The 17,242-nt window shown below is 58.5% G+C and carries 22 protein-coding genes and 1 pseudogene; 22 read left to right on the top strand and 1 reads right to left on the bottom strand.

Translation table 11 applies throughout. The annotated features are described in order from the left end of the window. Positions 1-141 precede the first annotated feature (141 nt). The 22 genes and pseudogenes from DW211_RS06820 (at position 142) to DW211_RS06715 (ending at position 16,147) form a co-directional block, all read left to right on the top strand. Entirely contained in the window at positions 142-660 is a 519-nt protein-coding gene (locus DW211_RS06820; RefSeq protein WP_187364957.1) for an RNA polymerase sigma factor, read from the top strand. After that, positions 611-1,687: a DUF4179 domain-containing protein gene (locus DW211_RS06815; protein WP_118259980.1), complete on the top strand. Its 1,077-nt coding sequence runs from the start codon at positions 611-613 to the stop codon at positions 1,685-1,687. The genes DW211_RS06820 and DW211_RS06815 overlap by 50 nt, the downstream gene beginning before the upstream one ends. Positions 1,688-2,369: 682 nt before the next feature. Continuing rightward, entirely contained in the window at positions 2,370-2,747 is a 378-nt protein-coding gene (gene rpsL, locus DW211_RS06810; protein WP_006235012.1) for a 30S ribosomal protein S12, read from the top strand. A 73-nt stretch (positions 2,748-2,820) separates the two neighbouring features. Further along, the gene (gene rpsG / locus DW211_RS06805; protein ID WP_006235013.1) at positions 2,821-3,294 is read left to right on the top strand and encodes a 30S ribosomal protein S7; all 474 of its coding nucleotides are present in this window, start codon (positions 2,821-2,823) and stop codon (positions 3,292-3,294) included. A gap of 19 nt (positions 3,295-3,313) precedes the next feature. Then, on the top strand, positions 3,314-5,413 hold the full coding sequence (fusA, locus tag DW211_RS06800) for an elongation factor G (protein ID WP_022094183.1): 2,100 nt from the start codon (positions 3,314-3,316) through the stop codon (positions 5,411-5,413). A gap of 60 nt (positions 5,414-5,473) precedes the next feature. Next, positions 5,474-5,782 carry a 30S ribosomal protein S10 gene (gene rpsJ / locus DW211_RS06795; RefSeq protein WP_022094184.1) on the top strand — a complete coding sequence of 103 codons (309 nt, stop codon included), beginning with the start codon at positions 5,474-5,476 and terminating at the stop codon, positions 5,780-5,782. A 139-nt stretch (positions 5,783-5,921) separates the two neighbouring features. Further along, positions 5,922-7,076 (top strand): cation diffusion facilitator family transporter, encoded by a 1,155-nt coding sequence (locus DW211_RS06790; protein WP_118259978.1) that lies wholly within the window; start codon positions 5,922-5,924, stop codon positions 7,074-7,076. Between the two features lie 39 nt (positions 7,077-7,115). Then, positions 7,116-7,742 (top strand): histidine phosphatase family protein, encoded by a 627-nt coding sequence (locus DW211_RS06785; RefSeq protein ID WP_118259977.1) that lies wholly within the window; start codon positions 7,116-7,118, stop codon positions 7,740-7,742. Between the two features lie 450 nt (positions 7,743-8,192). Continuing rightward, positions 8,193-8,813 carry a 50S ribosomal protein L3 gene (gene rplC, locus DW211_RS06780; protein WP_089572481.1) on the top strand — a complete coding sequence of 207 codons (621 nt, stop codon included), beginning with the start codon at positions 8,193-8,195 and terminating at the stop codon, positions 8,811-8,813. A gap of 46 nt (positions 8,814-8,859) precedes the next feature. Then, a complete protein-coding gene (gene rplD / locus DW211_RS06775) occupies positions 8,860-9,486 on the top strand; it encodes a 50S ribosomal protein L4 (protein ID WP_006235032.1) in 627 nt (208 codons plus the stop codon). Then, on the top strand, positions 9,487-9,774 hold the full coding sequence (rplW, locus tag DW211_RS06770) for a 50S ribosomal protein L23 (protein ID WP_006235033.1): 288 nt from the start codon (positions 9,487-9,489) through the stop codon (positions 9,772-9,774). 179 nt (positions 9,775-9,953) lie between these two features. Next, entirely contained in the window at positions 9,954-10,784 is an 831-nt protein-coding gene (gene rplB / locus DW211_RS06765) for a 50S ribosomal protein L2 (RefSeq protein ID WP_055250219.1), read from the top strand. Positions 10,785-10,816: 32 nt separating this feature from the next. Continuing rightward, positions 10,817-11,077 (top strand): 30S ribosomal protein S19, encoded by a 261-nt coding sequence (gene rpsS, locus DW211_RS06760; RefSeq protein WP_006235035.1) that lies wholly within the window; start codon positions 10,817-10,819, stop codon positions 11,075-11,077. Positions 11,078-11,091: 14 nt separating this feature from the next. Next, positions 11,092-11,463 carry a 50S ribosomal protein L22 gene (rplV, locus tag DW211_RS06755; protein ID WP_006235036.1) on the top strand — a complete coding sequence of 124 codons (372 nt, stop codon included), beginning with the start codon at positions 11,092-11,094 and terminating at the stop codon, positions 11,461-11,463. A 6-nt stretch (positions 11,464-11,469) separates the two neighbouring features. Then, complete coding sequence (gene rpsC, locus DW211_RS06750; protein ID WP_006235037.1) at positions 11,470-12,180, top strand: 30S ribosomal protein S3; 711 nt, start codon at positions 11,470-11,472, stop codon at positions 12,178-12,180. Next, positions 12,180-12,575, top strand: a pseudogene (rplP, locus tag DW211_RS06745) (50S ribosomal protein L16); the annotation flags it as partial. The gene rpsC and the pseudogene rplP, both read left to right, overlap by 1 nt. Positions 12,576-12,682: 107 nt before the next feature. Beyond that, positions 12,683-12,898: a 50S ribosomal protein L29 gene (gene rpmC / locus DW211_RS06740; protein ID WP_006235039.1), complete on the top strand. Its 216-nt coding sequence runs from the start codon at positions 12,683-12,685 to the stop codon at positions 12,896-12,898. Between the two features lie 16 nt (positions 12,899-12,914). Continuing rightward, positions 12,915-13,175, top strand: coding sequence for a 30S ribosomal protein S17 (gene rpsQ / locus DW211_RS06735; RefSeq protein ID WP_006235040.1), 261 nt, complete (start codon positions 12,915-12,917; stop codon positions 13,173-13,175). A gap of 118 nt (positions 13,176-13,293) precedes the next feature. After that, a complete protein-coding gene (rplN, locus tag DW211_RS06730) occupies positions 13,294-13,662 on the top strand; it encodes a 50S ribosomal protein L14 (RefSeq protein ID WP_006235041.1) in 369 nt (122 codons plus the stop codon). Positions 13,663-13,675: 13 nt separating this feature from the next. Beyond that, the gene (gene rplX, locus DW211_RS06725) at positions 13,676-13,981 is read left to right on the top strand and encodes a 50S ribosomal protein L24 (RefSeq protein ID WP_006235043.1); all 306 of its coding nucleotides are present in this window, start codon (positions 13,676-13,678) and stop codon (positions 13,979-13,981) included. 336 nt (positions 13,982-14,317) lie between these two features. Further along, positions 14,318-15,397, top strand: a complete 1,080-nt coding sequence (locus DW211_RS06720) for a Gfo/Idh/MocA family protein (RefSeq protein WP_118259975.1) — start codon at positions 14,318-14,320, stop codon at positions 15,395-15,397. Between the two features lie 3 nt (positions 15,398-15,400). After that, positions 15,401-16,147, top strand: coding sequence for a DeoR/GlpR family DNA-binding transcription regulator (locus tag DW211_RS06715; RefSeq protein ID WP_117639605.1), 747 nt, complete (start codon positions 15,401-15,403; stop codon positions 16,145-16,147). Positions 16,148-16,576: 429 nt separating this feature from the next. On the opposite strand, the gene DW211_RS06710 is transcribed toward DW211_RS06715, so the two are convergent. Further along, a complete protein-coding gene (locus tag DW211_RS06710; protein ID WP_233540968.1) occupies positions 16,577-17,236 on the bottom strand; it encodes an RluA family pseudouridine synthase in 660 nt (219 codons plus the stop codon). Positions 17,237-17,242: the final 6 nt, after the last annotated feature.

Genomic DNA, 17,242 nt, shown 5'->3' with positions numbered 1-17,242 from the left:
AGAAGGGGATTCCTTTTGCCAAAAAGGGACGGATTAATTTTGGTAGGTTTTTCCTACTTGAATTTGAAACATTTCGTTCGGCCAAAGCGTATCTATGGTGAGGACCTCATCAAGAACCATCAGCGTCACCGGGAGGTGATTATGGAAGAACAAGCTTTTAGACAGGCGGTCGAAGACCACCGGGATGTCGTGTTTCGGATCGCATTGACGTATCTGCGTGATCGCGCTGACGCCGACGATGTCGCTCAAGACGTCTTTCTTAAGTTGCTCAAAAGCGACGCGCAATTTGAAAACTGGGAGCATCTTCGTCGATGGCTTATCCGGGTCACGATCAATGAATGTAAATCTCTCTTTCGAAAGCCGTGGAGGCGCGTGGAGGATATTGAGAATCTGGCCGATTCGCTTTCGACGGCGCAGGAGGAGACCAAGGCGGTCCTGTCAGACGTTATGCGACTTCCGGAGCGATTCCGTATTCCTATCGTGCTCTATTACTATCTGGGCTTCTCGACTTCAGAAATTGCCGAGTTACTGCATGTGCCAGCCGCGACCGTTCGAACGCGTTTAGCTCGCGGTCGATCGAAGCTCAAATTCATCCTAGAGGAGGGCGACCGTGAAATCCAACCAGATCAAGCAGGCCTTCGAGTCCGTCCAAGCCGATAGCGATCTTGCTGACCGTGTTCTTTATGCCGTTGCTGGCGAGCCTCTTCGCCGAAAGGGTCACGCGAAGCCTCTGTATGTTGCCGTAATCGGATGTCTTGCCGGAGTGCTGGCGACCGGAGGGGTCGCCTACGCTGTTGTCAATTCCAGTTATTTTGCCTCTGCCTGGGGAAACCATGGCAACGGAGAGTCCGTTACCTGGACTCAAGGTGGCTCGTCGGGGACTAAATATACCTACACCAGAGAGTTTGGTGATGGTATCGCGCCCCAAAGCTTGGAGGGTTCAGTACAGAAGGTCAATCTGTCCGTCGAGGGCAACGGCTATACACTCGACATTCATGATATGGCTATCGACCAAAACGGCTGCGGTGCTGTGACGTTTACGCTGTCCAATCCAAATGGTGTTAACTACTACAAGCCGGCAGCAGAGACAGGCGAACTTGTTCTCTATGGTGAAGAAGAACAAGGCATCGGTACACCCAGCATGAACTTCGGCGAGGAATGGGCTGATACACGCTGCACCATTGATAAGGACACATCAAGCGATACTGTCATTAATGGCACGATGTACTTTGCTTCTATGGATCGCGAGCGAGGTTTTCAACATGCGGTCACCTGGAATATCTCGTGGACCGAGGGCGAAGGAGAGGATGCGAAGCCGTTCGAGGCATCGACGCCCGAGTTTAGCGTTGGAGCGTACGTCGATACTAAGGAACTCCGCTCCGATGACTCGCCTCTCGAGATCAGCCCGTTTTCCATCCAGACGCACATCGATGATCTGGGCATTGACGCAGTCACGAAGAAGTTGACGGTTACCTACAAGGATGGATCGGAGCAGATTATCGAAGATGACGACGCAGGGGCGTTCAATTTCTATGTTTCGATGGCGCGCAATAGCGGAGAGAACATCTGGGTTCCGGCAAGGCTCATCAATGTCGATCAGGTTGTATCGGTAACCCTTGAGGGAACGAGGTGCACATCAACAGGAGAGACCGAAACAGAAGTACCCTTTACCATCGTCTACTCGTAAGACTTGAGGCCGCTTCCCACTAGGGGAAGCGGCCTATTTTGCGTTATATGGACGGTTATTTTGAGCGATATTCGCCTGAATTTCGGAAGTATGCGGCAAAATCTCGATGGGCCGACCACACCGCATATACTCAAGCGCTCTACCTGCGGGTTTATTATCGCAAAACCCCGGCGTGCTCGGCAGGTCCAGAATTTGCCGCATACTTCCGAAAGCGCCACCGATTTCCCTATGACAGATGAGGGCGGATCACCGCTGGAGCGCGACGTTTCCGCAGATAAAACCGACCAAAACAAACCTTTCCCTTTTTGGCAGGTAACGTTGCCCCGACGAGCACGTCGGATTCCCGGCCCGGGCGGCCCGCCGTTTAAGTTTGTCGCGAGTTCCGCACGCAAAGGAAAGCACTTAATGTGCTTTCCGTCTTGCGCAGGACTGTAGAGCAGCAAACTTAAACGGCGGGCCGCCCGGGCCGGGAATCCGCCCCCGTGCACAGGAGGGGATTCCTTTTGTGTAGGCTTTGCGGAAATGTGCCAATTTTGGGATACGCCCGGCGGCGTGGTCTGTTGACGGCACAGCTAACGCCACGTATCCTATCGAACTGCGTGTTTCGTAGGGGGATGCTGACCCCTCGATTCAAGCCGTTGCACTTTACAGAAAGCTGGAATCATTCGAGAAGGAGTACGCTTTGCCTACTATTAACCAGCTGGTTCGCCAGGGCCGTCGTTCCGTGCCCAAGAAGTCCAAGAACGCTGCTCTGCAGCACAACTCCCAGAAGCGCGGCGTGTGCACCCGCGTCTTCACCACGAGCCCCAAGAAGCCGAACTCGGCTCTTCGTAAGGTTGCCCGTGTTCGCCTTGTCAACGGCATCGAAGTTACTGCTTACATCCCGGGTGAGGGCCACAACCTGCAGGAGCACTCCATCGTGCTCGTCCGCGGCGGTCGTGTCCGTGACCTCCCTGGTGTCCGTTATCACGTCATCCGTGGCGCCTACGACGCTGCTCCGGTCCAGAACCGTATGCAGGCCCGTTCCAAGTACGGTGCTAAGCGCCCCAAGGCTAAATAAGCCAGATAACGTTTTGATACTTTCGCCGTGTGCCGCCTAAGCGCCGCACGGTAGACACTTAAGGAGATTTCACATGCCGCGTCGTGCAGCAGCTAATCGTCGTGAGGTTCAGCCTGACGCCGTTTACAACAACCGCCTGGTGACTCAGCTCATCAACAAGGTCCTTCTTGACGGCAAGAAGGCCACCGCTGAGCGCATCGTTTACACCGCTTTCGAGATCGTTGCCGAGAAGTCTGAGGGTGGCGACGCTCTCGCTACCTTCAAGAAGGCTATGGACAACGTCAAGCCCACGCTCGAGGTTAAGCCCAAGCGTGTCGGCGGCGCTACCTATCAGGTCCCGATGGAGGTCAACTCCCGTCGTTCCACCGCTCTGGGTATCCGCTGGATCGTCAACTTCTCCCGCGCTCGCAAGGAGAAGACCATGGCCGAGCGTCTCGCCAACGAGATCCTCGACGCTTCCAACGGCCTGGGCGCTTCCGTCAAGAAGCGTGAGGACGTCTTCAAGATGGCCGAGGCCAACCGCGCGTTCTCTCACTATCGTTGGTAAGTTAAGGTAAGGAACTAACATGGCTAAGCCTAAGTACAAGCTTTCCGATACCCGTAACATCGGCATCATGGCCCACATCGATGCCGGTAAGACCACCACGACCGAGCGTATTCTTTACTACACCGGTAAGACCCACAAGATCGGTGAGGTCCATGAGGGCGCTGCCACCATGGACTGGATGGTTCAGGAGCAGGAGCGCGGCGTAACCATTACCTCCGCTGCTACCACCTGCTTCTGGAACAAGGACGGCAAGGACTACCGCATCCAGATCATCGACACCCCGGGCCACGTTGACTTCACCGCCGAGGTCGAGCGCTGCCTGCGCGTCCTCGATGGCGCTGTCGCCGTCTTCGACGCCGTTGCCGGCGTTCAGCCCCAGTCTGAGACCGTTTGGCGTCAGGCTTCTACCTTCAACGTTCCCCGCATCGCCTTCATCAACAAGTATGACCGCGTGGGCGCTGACTTCTTCAACGCTATCGAGACCATGAAGGATCGTCTCGACGCTAACGCCGTGGCCGCTCAGGTCCCGATGGGCGCCGAGGACAACTTCTGGGGCGTCATCGACCTGGTCACCATGACTGCATGGGACTTCAAGGCCGACGAGAAGGGCATGACCTACCCCGAGCCGATGGACGAGATCCCGGCTGAGTTCGCCGACATCGCTGCCACCAAGCGCGAGGAGCTCCTCGACGCTGCTGCCAGCTTTGACGACGAGCTCATGGAGAAGATCCTCATGGAGGAGGACTTCACCGTCGAGGAGCTCAAGGCTGCTCTGCGTAAGGGCGTTCTGGCCAACGAGCTCAACCTCGTCTTCGTGGGCTCCGCCTACAAGAACAAAGGCGTCCAGGAGCTGCTCGACGCTGTCGTCGACTACCTGCCCAGCCCGCTCGACGTTGAGGCCGTCACCGGTACCGATCCGGACACCGGCGAGGAGATTCAGCGTCATCCTTCCTTTGACGAGCCCTTCTCCGGCCTGGTCTTCAAGATCATGACCGACCCGTTCGTCGGTAAGCTCACCTACGTCCGCGTTTACTCCGGCCGTGCCGAGTCCGGCTCCTATGTGGTCAACGCTTCCAACGGTCAGCGCGAGCGCCTCGGCCGCATCCTCGAGATGAACGCCGCCGAGCGTATCGACCGTGACGACGCTGCCGCTGGCGACATCGTCGCTTGCGTCGGCTTCAAGAACTCCACCACCGGTGACACCCTGTGCGCCGAGGGCAAGGAGATCGTCCTCGAGAAGATCGAGTTCGCTAAGCCCGTTATCGACGTTGCCATCGAGCCCAAGACCAAGGCCGAGCAGGACAAGATGTCCCTGGCTCTGACCAAGCTCGCCGAGGAGGACCCGACCTTCCAGGTGTCCACTAACCACGAGACCGGCCAGACCATCATCGCCGGCATGGGCGAGCTGCACCTCGAGATCATCGTCGACCGTCTGCTCCGCGAGTTCAAGGTTGACGCTAACGTTGGTAAGCCCCAGGTTGCCTACCGCGAGACCGCTGGTCACGACGTCGAGAAGGCTGAGGGCAAGTTCGTCCGTCAGTCCGGCGGTCGCGGTCAGTATGGCCACGCCGTCATCAAGCTCGAGAAGATGGAGGAGGGCTTCGGCTACGAGTTCGTCAACGCTATCGTCGGCGGCGTCGTGCCCAAGGAGTACATCCCGTCCATCGACAAGGGCATCCAGGAGGCCCTGAACACCGGTGTTATCGCCGGCTTCCCGGTCCTCGACGTTAAGGTCACCCTGTTCGACGGTTCTTACCACGAGGTCGACTCCTCCGAGGCCGCCTTCAAGATCGCCGGTTCCATGGCTATCAAGGACGCCCTCAAGAAGTCCGATCCGCAGCTGCTCGAGCCGATCATGGCTGTCGAGGTCGAGACCCCCGAGCAGTACATGGGCGACGTTATGGGCAACCTCTCCGGTCGCCGCGGCAAGATCGAGGGCATGGAGGATCGCAAGAACAGCAAGCTCATCCGTGCCAAGGTGCCGCTGGGCGAGATGTTCGGTTACGCTACCGATCTTCGCTCCCAGACCCAGGGCCGTGCATCCTACACGATGCAGTTCGACTCTTATGAGCCCGCGCCCAAGTCCATCGTGGACGAGGTCATGAGCAAGAACGCCTAAGTTCGAGCTCCCTGTTACGTAATCCGCGAGAACATCTCTCGCACTCTTTGGAGGTTTAAGTTGGCTACCCAGAAGATCCGCATTCGCCTCAAGGGCTATGATCACGAGGTCGTCGATCAGTCCGCGAAGCTCATCGTCGAGACCGCTCAGAAGACCGGCGCTCGCGTTTCCGGTCCTGTCCCCCTGCCCACCGAGCGCAACCTGTACACGGTTATCCGCTCGCCGCACGTGAACAAGGACTCCCGTGAGCAGTTCGAGATGCGCACCCACAAGCGTCTCATCGACATCCTCGACCCCACCTCGGGCACCGTTGATTCGCTTATGCGTCTCGACCTCCCCGCTGGCGTCGACATCGACATCAAGCTCTAAGTTTTTTGCTCGATCGCACGATTGATAAGGCCGCAGCCCTTTGGGTTGCGGCCTTTTTTGTATCGATGGGGTAAAGGGTCTACACTACTGAGCTATTCGACAAACGGTGTATGAGTAAAGCTGTTGGGGGCAGGTAGAGATGGTCGAGTGGATTGTTAAACGAGCGCAGGGCGACCGTGCACGTGTGGGCACGTTGACGGGCATGGTGTGCATTCTTGCCAATGTGGCACTTTGCGCTGCGAAGGGCGCAATCGGTGTGCTGTCGGGATCGGTTTCGATCGTGGCGGATGCCATGAACAACCTGTCCGACGCCAGCTCGAACATCGTGAGCGTGCTGGGCTTTAAGCTGGCGGGCAAGCCAGCAGACCCCGAGCATCCTTACGGCCATGGCCGCTACGAGTATCTCTCGGGTCTGGTCGTGGCAGCGCTCGTGCTGCTGATTGGTGTTGAGCTGGTGAAGTCCTCGGTGGAGCGAATTATCAACCCCGAGCCTGTCGAGTTCTCGCTTGCTCTGGTGGCGGTTCTAGTGCTTTCGATGGTCGTAAAGCTGTGGATGGCGGCCCTCAACCAAAAGCTCGGCGATCGCATTGAGTCCGAGACACTGCATGCGACCGCTCAGGATTCCAAGAACGATGTCCTTGCCACGGGCGCTGTGCTGGTATGCGCGATTATTTCACAGGTGACGCATGTCAATCTTGATGCATGGGTTGGACTTGCCGTTGGCGCCTATATTGGCTGGAGCGGCTTTGAGCTTATCCAGGATACGGTGAGCCCGCTTTTGGGCCAGGCGCCCGACCCCAAACTGGTCAAGCATATCCGAGATAAGATCATGAGCTATCCTGGCGTTTTGGGCGTCCACGACCTGATGGTGCACGATTACGGTCCGGGCAGGAAGTTTGCGAGCGCCCACGCCGAGATGGCAGCCGAGACCAGCCCGCTGGAAAGCCACGACACGCTCGATAACATCGAGCAGTCGTTTAGAAACGAAGAAGGCATGATCGTCACGCTCCATTACGACCCCATCGTGACCGACGACACCAAAGTGGCGAGCATGCGCCTGCGCATCAACGCCATGGCTCAGGAGATTGATAGCCGCCTTTCGATTCACGACTTGCGTTGCGTACCGGGCCCCACGCACACCAATGTGATTTTTGACTGCGTGCGACCCTCGGATTTGGGCATGGGAGCCGATGAGCTCAAAAACGCGTTGGCCCAGAGGGTCGAATCGGAATATCCCAAGTCGGTCGCCAAGATCACGATCGACGAGGACTATGTCGGCCATACCCACGAGTAGGGCTGTGCCGGCAAGGTAACTGAAGCAGAAGGGGAGAGCATGACGAAGCTGTATCTACTCCGCCACGGTCAGACGGAATTTAACGTTAAAAAGCTGGTCCAGGGCCGCTGCGATTCACCGCTGACCGACCTGGGCCGTCAGCAGGCACGGACGGCAGCCGCATGGCTCAAAGCCCACGGTGTCTTCCCGGATAAAGTGGTCTCTTCGCCCTTAGGCCGGGCCATGGACACAGCTCAGCTCGTCGCTACCGAACTCCTTGGCCCGGACGCAGCAGTCGAGCCCTGCGAAGGCATCATCGAGCGCAGCTACGGCACCTTCGAAGAAGGCCCCCACGACGCCCTGCCCACCGACGTCTGGGACCCGGGCGAGGACCTGGTCCCCTTCGGAGGAGAAGGAAGTCATGCCCTGCAGGAGCGCATGGTAGCCACCCTCACCAATCTCATGGGCGCCGAGGGCATCGAAACCCTCCTAGCAGTAAGCCACGGCAGCGCCAGCCGCCAATTCATCAAAGCCGCCGCTCCAGAGGACTTCAAACTCCCAGCAAAACTTCCCAACTGCGCCATCATGATTTTTGATTTTGAAGAGTTCACGCCACAAGCAGAAGGCGAACCACATCAATGCAAGTTCACCCTCCAACAAATAGTGGATCCCCAACAAAGTCATTAGCCTGAGCGAGCAGAGTTAAGCAGACATCAACGTGTCGTCTCCCGAGCACGGCGGAGGGCCGGTGAAATATATTAAGGGCATCGCGAGTTCCGCACGCAAAGGAGAGCACTTAATGTGCTCTCCGTCTTGCGCAGGACTGTAGAGCAGGGACCTTAATATATTTCACCGGCCCTCCGCCGTGCTCGGGAGCCATCCACGCACTTTACCTGCGTAAACAATGTGAGTGAAATATGAATCTCGATGGATACGCCCGCAGCCGTGTATACTAAACAGCTGTGTGAAACCAGGGGAGTATTCTGGCTGGACAAAATGCCTGCTTAATAGGGTTGTCAGGTAGTTCGGACACAATACAAGGCTGGGGAGCACGTCGTGTAAGTAGTGGTCCTCTAGGGGCGTACGCTCGGTGGTGTACGCATTGTCCCAAGACCACGCGAGAGTTGGGATCATATCTTGATCAGCATGATTCTCGGCCGCAAGATTGGCATGACCCAGGTTTGGGACGAGAACGATAACGTCGTTCCCGTCACGGTCATCCAGGCTGGCCCCTGCGCTGTCTCGCAGGTTAAAACTCAGGCAACCGACGGCTATGACGCCGTCCAGATCGGTTTCGGCGACATCAAGGCCAAGAACGTGAACAAGCCCATGGCTGGTCACTTCGCCAAGGCTGGCGTCGAGCCTGTCCGTTTCCTTCGTGAGGTCCGCGTCGAGAACGGCGAGGAGCACAAGGTCGGCGAGGTCGTCACCGTCGCTGATTTCGCTGATGTCGAGAAGGTCGACGTCATCGGTACCTCCAAGGGTAAGGGCTTCCAGGGTCGCATCAAGCGCTGGGGTCAGCGCCGCGGTCCTATGACGCATGGTTCTCACTTCCAGCGTCACCCCGGTTCTATCGGTCAGTGCGCCTATCCTGCGCGCGTCCTCAAGGGCGTCAAGATGGCCGGTCACATGGGTAACGAGCGCGTTACCGTCAAGAACCTTTCCGTTGTCCGCATCGATGCCGAGCAGAACCTCATCTTGGTCAAGGGCGCTGTCCCGGGTGCCAAGAATGGTCTCGTCGCCATCCGTATGGCCTAAGGGCCCAGCCCATTTAGCCCAGCGTCATACCAAGGAGAACACTTAAATGGCAAAGTTTGAAGTAAAGAACAGCGAGGGCAAGAAGGTCGCCGAGGCCGAGCTCGCCGCTGAGGTGTACGGCATCGAGCCGAACATCCACGTTATGCACCACATCGTCAAGTGCCAGATGGCCTCTTGGCGTCAGGGCACCCAGTCTGCTAAGGGTCGCTCTGAGGTTTCCGGTGGCGGCAAGAAGCCTTGGCGTCAGAAGGGCACCGGCCGTGCCCGCCAGGGTTCCATCCGTGCTGCCCAGTGGCGTCACGGTGGCGTTGTCTTCGCCCCCAAGCCCCGTTCCTACGCTAAGCGTATGAACAACAAGGAGGTCAAGCTGGCTATGCGCTCCGCGCTGTCCGCCAAGCTGGCCGATGGCGAGCTCGTGCTCGTCGACGACTACGGCTTCGAGAAGCCTTCCACCAAGGCTGCCGTCGCCATGCTCAAGGCTCTCGGCCTTGAGGGCAAGCGTCTGACCATCATCGTTCGCGATGAGGACGTCAACGCCTACCTGTCGTTCCGCAATATTCCCAAGACGTTCATCATCACCGCTGACGAGGCCAACACCTACGATCTCGTCAACAACAACGCTGTGCTGATGCCCGCCGACATCGCCGCTCACTTCGGGGAGGTGCTTGCATAAATGACCGCCCACGAGATCATCATCCGTCCGATCGTGTCCGAGCGTTCCTTCTCCGGCATGGAGCAGAACAAGTACACGTTCGAGGTCGCCAAGGATGCTAACAAGTATCAGATCAAGGACGCTGTCGAGGAGATCTTCGGCGTCAAGGTCGTTCGCGTGAACACCTTGACGGTCAAGCCCAAGACCAAGCGCGTGCGCTATGTCGCCGGCAAGACCCGTTCTTGGAAGAAGGCCATCGTCACGCTGGCCGAGGGCGACACCATCGAGGTCTTTGGCAACCAGGCCTAAGACTCGCTGCTGTTGAGTGAGCTCATGCCTCCCAAATAGGGGAGGCGAGAGCTCAAGGTTTCGGGCGTATAAAATGGACACGCCCGGAACCGTGTATACGTCCGGTGTCATCGCACCCGAGGCAGAACCTCGAATCCCTGTCTGCGATGGCTAACGGATTCCTATTGAAAGGGATTGTAATGGCTGTAAAGCACCTTAAGCCGACCTCCGCTGGTAGGCGTTGGCAGACGATCTCCGATTTCTCTGAGATCACCTGCACCAAGCCCGAGAAGTCTCTTCTCGAGCCCCTGCCCAAGAAGGCCGGTCGTAACAACAACGGCCGCATCACCACCCGCCACCAGGGCGGCGGCGTGAAGCGTCGTTACCGCGTGATCGACTTCAAGCGCAACAAGGACGGCGTGCCCGCCAAGGTTGCCACGATCGAGTACGATCCGAACCGTTCCGCTCGCATCGCTCTGCTGCACTACGCTGACGGTGAGAAGCGCTACATCCTGGCCCCCAAGGGCCTCGAGGTCGGTCAGACCATCATGTCCGGTTCTGACGCCGACATCAAGCCGGGCAACGCTCTGCCCCTCGCCGACATCCCCGTCGGTACGCTCATCCACGCCGTCGAGTTCCAGCCGGGCAAGGGCGCTGCTATCGCCCGTTCCGCCGGTAACTCCTGCCAGCTGATGGGTAAGGAGGGCAAGTACGCTATCGTCCGTATGCCTTCCTCCGAGATGCGCCGCATCCTCGTTACCTGCCGCGCCACCGTCGGTGAGGTCGGCAACGCCGATCACGCCAACATCGTCATCGGCAAGGCCGGCCGTAAGCGTCACATGAACGTGCGCCCGACCGTCCGCGGTACCGTCATGAACCCTGTCGACCACCCGCACGGCGGTGGCGAGGGCAAGAACCACACCTCTGGTCGTCCCTCTGTTACCCCCTGGGGTAAGCCGACGAAGGGCCTTCGTACGCGCAAGAAGAAGAAGGTCTCGAACCAGCACATCATTCGTCGCCGTAAGAAGTAATTTCGGATACCGAGTTTTAGGAGAAAGCACTTATGAGCAGAAGTCTCAAAAAGGGCCCGTTCGTGGAGACTCGCCTTCTCTCGCGTATCACCGCGATGAACGAGGCTGGCAAGAAGGACGTCGTGAAGACCTGGTCCCGCGCGTCCACCATCTTCCCCGAGATGGTTGGTCACACCATCGCCGTCCACGACGGCCGCAAGCATGTGCCCGTGTATGTTACCGAGTCCATGGTTGGTCACAAGCTCGGCGAGTTCGCGCCGACTCGTACGTTCCGTGGCCACAAGGCCAAATAGGGGGTTAACCGTAAATGGCAACTAAGTCTATTGAAACTGAGGCCACCGAGGTTCGCGCCGTCGCTAAGTACGTGCGTGTTTCCCCCAGCAAGGCCCGCCTGGTGGTCGATCTGATCCGCCGCAAGCCTGTCGCTCAGGCCTTCGACATCCTCCACTTCTGCGACCGCGCCGTCGCCGTGGATGTCGAGAAGGTTCTCCGTTCCGCCGTTGCGAACGCCGAGAACAACAACGGTCTGCGTGCCGACAACCTGGTTGTCGCCGCTGCCTATGTTGACGAGGGTCCGACGCTTAAGCGCATCCGTCCCCGCGCCAAGGGTTCCGCTTCTCGCATTCTGAAGCGTACTTCCCACATCACCGTCGTCGTTGCTCCTCGAAAGGAGGCGTAAAGCTGTATGGGTCAGAAAGTCTACCCCACCGGCTTCCGTCTTGGCATCACCGAGAACTGGCGCTCCCGCTGGTTCGCAGAGAAGGATTACGCTAAGACCCTCGGTAACGATCTCGAGATTCGCAAGTACCTCGAGAAGCGTCTTTCCCGCGCAGCTGTCTCCCGCGTAGAGATCGAGCGCGCTGGCGACAAGGTGAAGGTCATCATCCTCACCGCTCGCCCCGGCGTTGTCATCGGTAAGAAGGGTGCCGAGATCGATACCCTCCGCACCGAGCTCGAGAAGGTCGCTGGCGTCTCCAAGGGCCAGCTCTCCGTCGACGTTGTCGAGATCAAGCGCCCCGAGCTCGACGCCAACCTCGTTGCTCAGTCTATCGCCGAGCAGCTCGAGGGCCGCGTTGCCTTCCGTCGCGCTATGCGCAAGGCTGTCCAGTCTGCCCGCAAGGCCGGCGCTAAGGGCATCCGTATCCAGTGCTCCGGTCGTCTCGGCGGTGCCGAGATGGGCCGTCGTGAGTGGTACCGCGAGGGTCGCGTGCCTCTGCACACCCTCCGTGCCAAGATCGACTACGGCACGGCTGTCGCCAGCACCACCATGGGCGCTTGCGGCGTGAAGGTCTGGATCTACCTGGGCGAGAAGCTCCCGGGCCAGCCTGTTCCCAACCCTGCACTCGAGGGCTCTTCCCGTCCTCGTCGTCGTAACTCCGAGAGGAGGGGTCAGTAGTGCTTGCCCCTAAGCGTATTCTTCACCGCAAGGTGCAGCGTGGCTCCATGAAGGGCCAGGCCAAGGGTAATACCGAGCTGCATTTCGGCGAGTTTGGTATCCAGGCTCTCGAGGCACATTGGATCACCAACCGTCAGATCGAGGCCGCTCGTATTGCCATGACCCGCTACATGAAGCGTGGCGGTCGTGTCTACATCACGATCTTCCCCGATAAGCCCATCACCAAGAAGCCTGCCGAGACTCGCATGGGTTCTGGTAAGGGTAACCCCGAGGAGTGGGTGGCCGTCGTCAAGCCCGGCCGCATCATGTTCGAGGTCAAGGGTGTTCCCGAGGAGGTCGCTCGCGAGGCTCTGCGTCTTGCGCAGCACAAGCTCCCCATCAAGACCAAGATTGTTGCTGCTAAGAACGCTGAGCAGCGCATCGAGAAGGAGATGGCTGAGGAGGCCGCTCTCGAGGCCAAGTGGGCTGCTGAGGACGCCGCCGCCGCCAAGGAGGAGAACTAATGAAGCCCGCAGAGATTCGTGAGCTCTCGGACGCTCAGCTCGTTGAGAAGCTGAAGGAAATGCGCGCCGAGCTCTTTAACCTTCGTTTCCAGATGGCCACCAGCCAGCTGGACAACACCGCTCGCGTCAACACCGTGAAGAAGGACATCGCTCGCGTCCTCACGGAGCAGCGCGCCCGCGAGATCGCAGCGGAGAAGTCCGCTGTCGCCGAGTAGGACCTAAGGAGAGAACATGACTGATTCGCGTAACTCGCGTAAGGTCCGTACGGGTGTCGTTACCTCCGTCTCCGGTGCCAAGACCATCGTTGTCACCATCACCGAGCGCAAGCGTCACCCTAAGTACGGCAAGATGATGACCAGCTCCAAGAAGCTGCACGCTCACGACGAGGAGTGCACGGCTGGCGTGGGCGACACCGTCCGCGTTATGGAGACCCGTCCTATGTCCAAGATGAAGCGTTGGCGCCTCATCGAGGTCGTCGAGCGCGCTAAATAAGCAGTCGCTCATACGACTTGTACGTTTCCGAAGATGTGCGTATGCCTGGCTTGCATACCACGGGTCGTATAAAGGCTGCGCACCTCTCTTCGGTTCTTAGTTCGGAGGAACATCTACCATGATTCAGATGCAAACCATGCTGAACGTCGCCGACAACTCCGGCGCTCGCAAGATTCGCTGCATCAAGGTGCTTGGCGGTTCCAAGCGTCGTTATGCAGGCATCGGCGATGTGTTCATCGGTGCTGTCCAGGAGGCTACCCCTGGCGCCAACGTCAAGAAGAAGGACGTTGTCCGTTGCGTCGTCGTTCGCACCGTTAAGGAGATCCGCCGCAAGGATGGCTCCTACATTCGCTTTGATGAGAACGCCTGCGTTGTCATCAACAACGATGGTTCGCCCGTCGGCACCCGTATCTTCGGGCCCGTCGCTCGCGAGCTTCGTGACAAGAAGTACATGAAGATCGTCTCGCTCGCTCCCGAGACCCTGTAGTTAGGGGAGATATATGTATATCAAGAAGGGCGATAAGGTCCAGGTTCTCTCTGGTAAGGATCGCGGCAAGCAGGGCGTTGTCCTGCGTGCTCTCCCCGCCGAGAACAAGGTCGTTGTCGAGGGCGTTTCGGTCGTCAAGAAGGCCGTCAAGCCCAACGCTGCCAACCAGCAGGGCGGCATCGTTTCGCAGGAGGCTCCCATCGACGCCTCCAACGTCAATCTCGTTTGCCCCGAGTGCGGTAAGGTTACCCGCGTCGGTCACGAGAAGGACGGCAAGAACAAGCTGCGCGTCTGCAAGAAGTGCGGCCACAAGTTCTAAGCTGCCCGCAACAGTTAAGTTGCTAGCAAAGGCCCGGATGCCACGGCACCCGGGCCTTTTTCTATCCCTACTCATTGCACTCATTGGGGGGCAGACTTAAATGAGTGCCCTTAATGGGCAAGCATAGATGAGCGGGTGCGCTGTACAAATTGCTTGTGTGCGCGTTTATGCGCGTTAGATTGCGTTAATTGCACACCCATGCGTATAGATGCGCCGTTTTCGGGACAACAATGATCGTTTAGCGGTGATATACGCAAAAACGCGCACAGAAGCGCGTGTTTGTGCGAATATAGAGCTGTCAGAAAGCAAGGCGTTCTATGACACAGGAGGCACATAATGGCAGATTCCAAGCAGGCTCCGCTCGACGCCGCGGCAGCCGCCAAAGCAGCGTTCGCTTCGGTCCAGGACAAGCCGTTCCCCGACGATATTTTTACGGCTCCCGAGCTCCATTGGGCCGTCATCGGTTGCGGCGTTATCGCCAACCAGATGGCTCAGTCCCTTGCTCTTGCCGGTCGCAAGCTTGCGGGCGTCGCCAACCGTACGCTGTCCAAGGCTCAGGCTTTTGCCGAGCAGTATGGCATCGAGAAGGTCTACGACACGGTTGAGGACCTCTACGCCGATCCTGGCATCGACGCCGTCTACATCACTACCCCGCACAACACTCATATCACCTATCTGCGCGCTGCCCTGGCAGCCGGCAAGCACGTGCTCTGCGAGAAGGCCATTACCCTCAATTCCGCTGAACTCGATGAGGCCCGTGCCATTGCCGCCGAGCACAACGTTGTCCTTATGGACGCTACCACGGTGCTTCATATGCCCTTGTATCAGGAGCTGCGTCGTCGCATGGATGCCGGCGAGTTCGGCCGCATGAACCTCGCTCAGCTCAACTTTGGTAGCTACAAGGAGTACGGCGACCTGACCAACCGTTTCTACAATCGCAACCTTGCCGGCGGTGCCATGCTCGATATTGGCGTGTATGCCCTTTCGGTCATGCGCCTGTTTATGGCCAGCCAGCCAACCGAAGTTGTTTCGCTCGGCAACACCTGCGAGGCTGGTGTCGATGTCGCGGGCGGCATTGTCTGCCGAAACGCCGAGCAGCAGCTGGGCGTCGTGAGTCTTACGCTCCACTCCAAGCAGCCCAAGCGCTCGATTATTAGCTTCGATAAGTGCTATATCGAGGTCAACGAATATCCGCGTGCCGATCATGCGACGATCGTGTGGACTGCGGACGGTCATCGCGAGGAGGTCGCCGCGGGCACCGAGGCTTACGCCCTATGCTACGAGATGGCTGACCTCGAGAAGGCCGTCGCCGGCGATGATTCCAAGCGTGAGCTTCTGGATTATGCTTCTGATGTTATGGAGCTGATGACCAAGCTCCGTGCCGATTGGGGAGTCGTCTACCCCGAGGAGGAGTAAGCGATGCTCGCGGAAGATAGACTCAATGCGATCGTCTCGATGGTGCAACAGGCTGGCTCAGTAACGGTGCCAGAGCTTGCCGATGCCCTGGGTGTGACGGCTTCTACCATTCGACGCGACCTGCAGACACTTGACCGAGCGCACCGCATCGCCAAGGTGCACGGCGGCGCGACAAGCCTTGAGCGCGCGCACGTGACGCGCGACCTAACGCTTAATGAGCGCAGCGATCTCCATAACGACGACAAGGAACGTATCTGCGCCCGTGCGGCGGCGCTGGTAGAGCCCGAGAGCTTTGTGTACATCGATTCGGGTTCGACGACGCTCAGGCTCATCGAGCATCTTCCGCATCTCGAAGGGGTCACCTATGTGACTGATTCCGTGCTCCATGCTCAGCATCTCGCTTTGCGCGGCATGCGTACCGTGGTGCTGGGCGGCGAGCTCAAACCCGAGACCGAGGCGCTCGTTGGCCCCGATGCCTTGGCAACCTTAGATCGCTACAACTTCAACTGTGGCTTTTGGGGCTCTAATGGCATCGCCGCCGAGCAGGGCTTCACGGCGCCCGATATCGAGGAGGCCCAAGTAAAGCGCATCTCGATGCGTCATACGGCCAAACGCTTCGTAATCTCGGACGCCAGCAAATTTGGCATGGTGGCGCCCGTCAAGTTTGCGGACTTCCGCGACGCAACGATTATTACCGCAGGCGAGGTCCCCGCCAAGTACCGGGCAATGGACAACGTCATCACGGTCTAACAACAGGGGACGGGCTAAGGCCAAAACCACCACAAAGGTGCCTGTCCCCATTGTGGTGGTTAGTAACGAAAACCGAGTAGTTTTCTCAATAGAAAAGCGGCAACGTCCATCACGGGCGTCGCCGCTTTCGTTGTCTGCCGGTTTGTCTAAGTCTGTAACAACTGGACCGTAAAAAGTGGGCTAGGTGTTACAGATCGAGATACTTACGAACCGCGCCGTCCCTTTGTCTCAATCTGTAACATCTGGGACTGATTTTGCCGAGTTACTGTTACAGATTGAGATTATTCCCTTGAGGGGATTCGAATGTCTCGATCTGTAACAGATGGACCGCAAAATGGGCTTTAGCTGTTACAGATCGAGATGTTTGGGAATCCGGCAGAGCCATCGCGGCAAAACCACCACAAAGGTGCCTGTCCCCTTTGTGGTGGTTTAGGGCTCCCAGGGGCAGGGGGCTTCGATGTGGATGTGCTCGCCGGTTACGGGATGCGTAAAGGACACGCTGTGGGCATGGAGCATCAGGCCGTAGGGACGCGGCGTTCCGTACAGGTCATCGCCCACCAGGGGATGGCGCTCGCTGGCCAGATGTACGCGGATCTGGTGCTTGCGGCCGGTGAGCAACTCGACATCGATATACGAGCGCGTGGGCAGGCCACGACGGCTCTTAAGACGTTTGAGCACCTTCACGCGCGTTTGAGACGGCTTGCCGCTGGCGCCGACGCGCATCTTGCGGCTGTCGTGACGGTCGCGGGCGATGGGCTTGTCGATGAGCTTTTCGTTCCAGTCGATCTTGCCCTCGGCGAGCGCCAGGTAGTGCTTTTCGAACGCGTGGTCGATGATCATCTGGTCAAAGGCGGGCTGCGTCTGCTTGTCGAGTGAGAACAGCACCACGCCGGTGGTGTCACGGTCCAAGCGGTTGAGCGGCTGCATATCGGTCGCGGCAAAGCCGTCGCCCATCGCCAGCAGCAGGTCGCTGGCGTAGTCGGTGAGCGTGCGCTCGCCGGTGCCGTCGCCGTGGACGATCATGCCGGCGGGCTTGTCGATGGCCATGAGCCAGGCGTCGCAATAGAGGACTTGAGGTTCTTCGTTCACGTGTAA

The sequence above is a fragment of the Collinsella sp. AM18-10 genome (assembly GCF_003471585.1).
GTDB lineage: Bacteria > Actinomycetota > Coriobacteriia > Coriobacteriales > Coriobacteriaceae > Collinsella.
Note: the sequence above shows the minus strand (reverse complement) of the source record. Positions and strands in the feature narration are given on the sequence as shown.

Excerpts from the sequence above, each read along its gene's own strand:
- rplW (WP_006235033.1), top strand. The coding sequence starts at position 9,487 with ATGACCGCCCACGAGATCATCATCCGTCCGATCGTGTCCGAGCGTTCC.
- rpsC (WP_006235037.1), top strand. The coding sequence starts at position 11,470 with ATGGGTCAGAAAGTCTACCCCACCGGCTTCCGTCTTGGCATCACCGAG.
- DW211_RS06790 (WP_118259978.1), top strand. The coding sequence starts at position 5,922 with ATGGTCGAGTGGATTGTTAAACGAGCGCAGGGCGACCGTGCACGTGTG.
- rpsQ (WP_006235040.1), top strand. The coding sequence starts at position 12,915 with ATGACTGATTCGCGTAACTCGCGTAAGGTCCGTACGGGTGTCGTTACC.
- DW211_RS06785 (WP_118259977.1), top strand. The coding sequence starts at position 7,116 with ATGACGAAGCTGTATCTACTCCGCCACGGTCAGACGGAATTTAACGTT.
- rpmC (WP_006235039.1), top strand. The coding sequence starts at position 12,683 with ATGAAGCCCGCAGAGATTCGTGAGCTCTCGGACGCTCAGCTCGTTGAG.
- rplN (WP_006235041.1), top strand. The coding sequence starts at position 13,294 with ATGATTCAGATGCAAACCATGCTGAACGTCGCCGACAACTCCGGCGCT.
- rpsS (WP_006235035.1), top strand. The coding sequence starts at position 10,817 with ATGAGCAGAAGTCTCAAAAAGGGCCCGTTCGTGGAGACTCGCCTTCTC.
- rplD (WP_006235032.1), top strand. The coding sequence starts at position 8,860 with ATGGCAAAGTTTGAAGTAAAGAACAGCGAGGGCAAGAAGGTCGCCGAG.
- DW211_RS06715 (WP_117639605.1), top strand. The coding sequence starts at position 15,401 with ATGCTCGCGGAAGATAGACTCAATGCGATCGTCTCGATGGTGCAACAG.
- rplB (WP_055250219.1), top strand. The coding sequence starts at position 9,954 with ATGGCTGTAAAGCACCTTAAGCCGACCTCCGCTGGTAGGCGTTGGCAG.
- rplV (WP_006235036.1), top strand. The coding sequence starts at position 11,092 with ATGGCAACTAAGTCTATTGAAACTGAGGCCACCGAGGTTCGCGCCGTC.
- rpsG (WP_006235013.1), top strand. The coding sequence starts at position 2,821 with ATGCCGCGTCGTGCAGCAGCTAATCGTCGTGAGGTTCAGCCTGACGCC.
- rplX (WP_006235043.1), top strand. The coding sequence starts at position 13,676 with ATGTATATCAAGAAGGGCGATAAGGTCCAGGTTCTCTCTGGTAAGGAT.
- DW211_RS06720 (WP_118259975.1), top strand. The coding sequence starts at position 14,318 with ATGGCAGATTCCAAGCAGGCTCCGCTCGACGCCGCGGCAGCCGCCAAA.
- DW211_RS06820 (WP_187364957.1), top strand. The coding sequence starts at position 142 with ATGGAAGAACAAGCTTTTAGACAGGCGGTCGAAGACCACCGGGATGTC.
- fusA (WP_022094183.1), top strand. The coding sequence starts at position 3,314 with ATGGCTAAGCCTAAGTACAAGCTTTCCGATACCCGTAACATCGGCATC.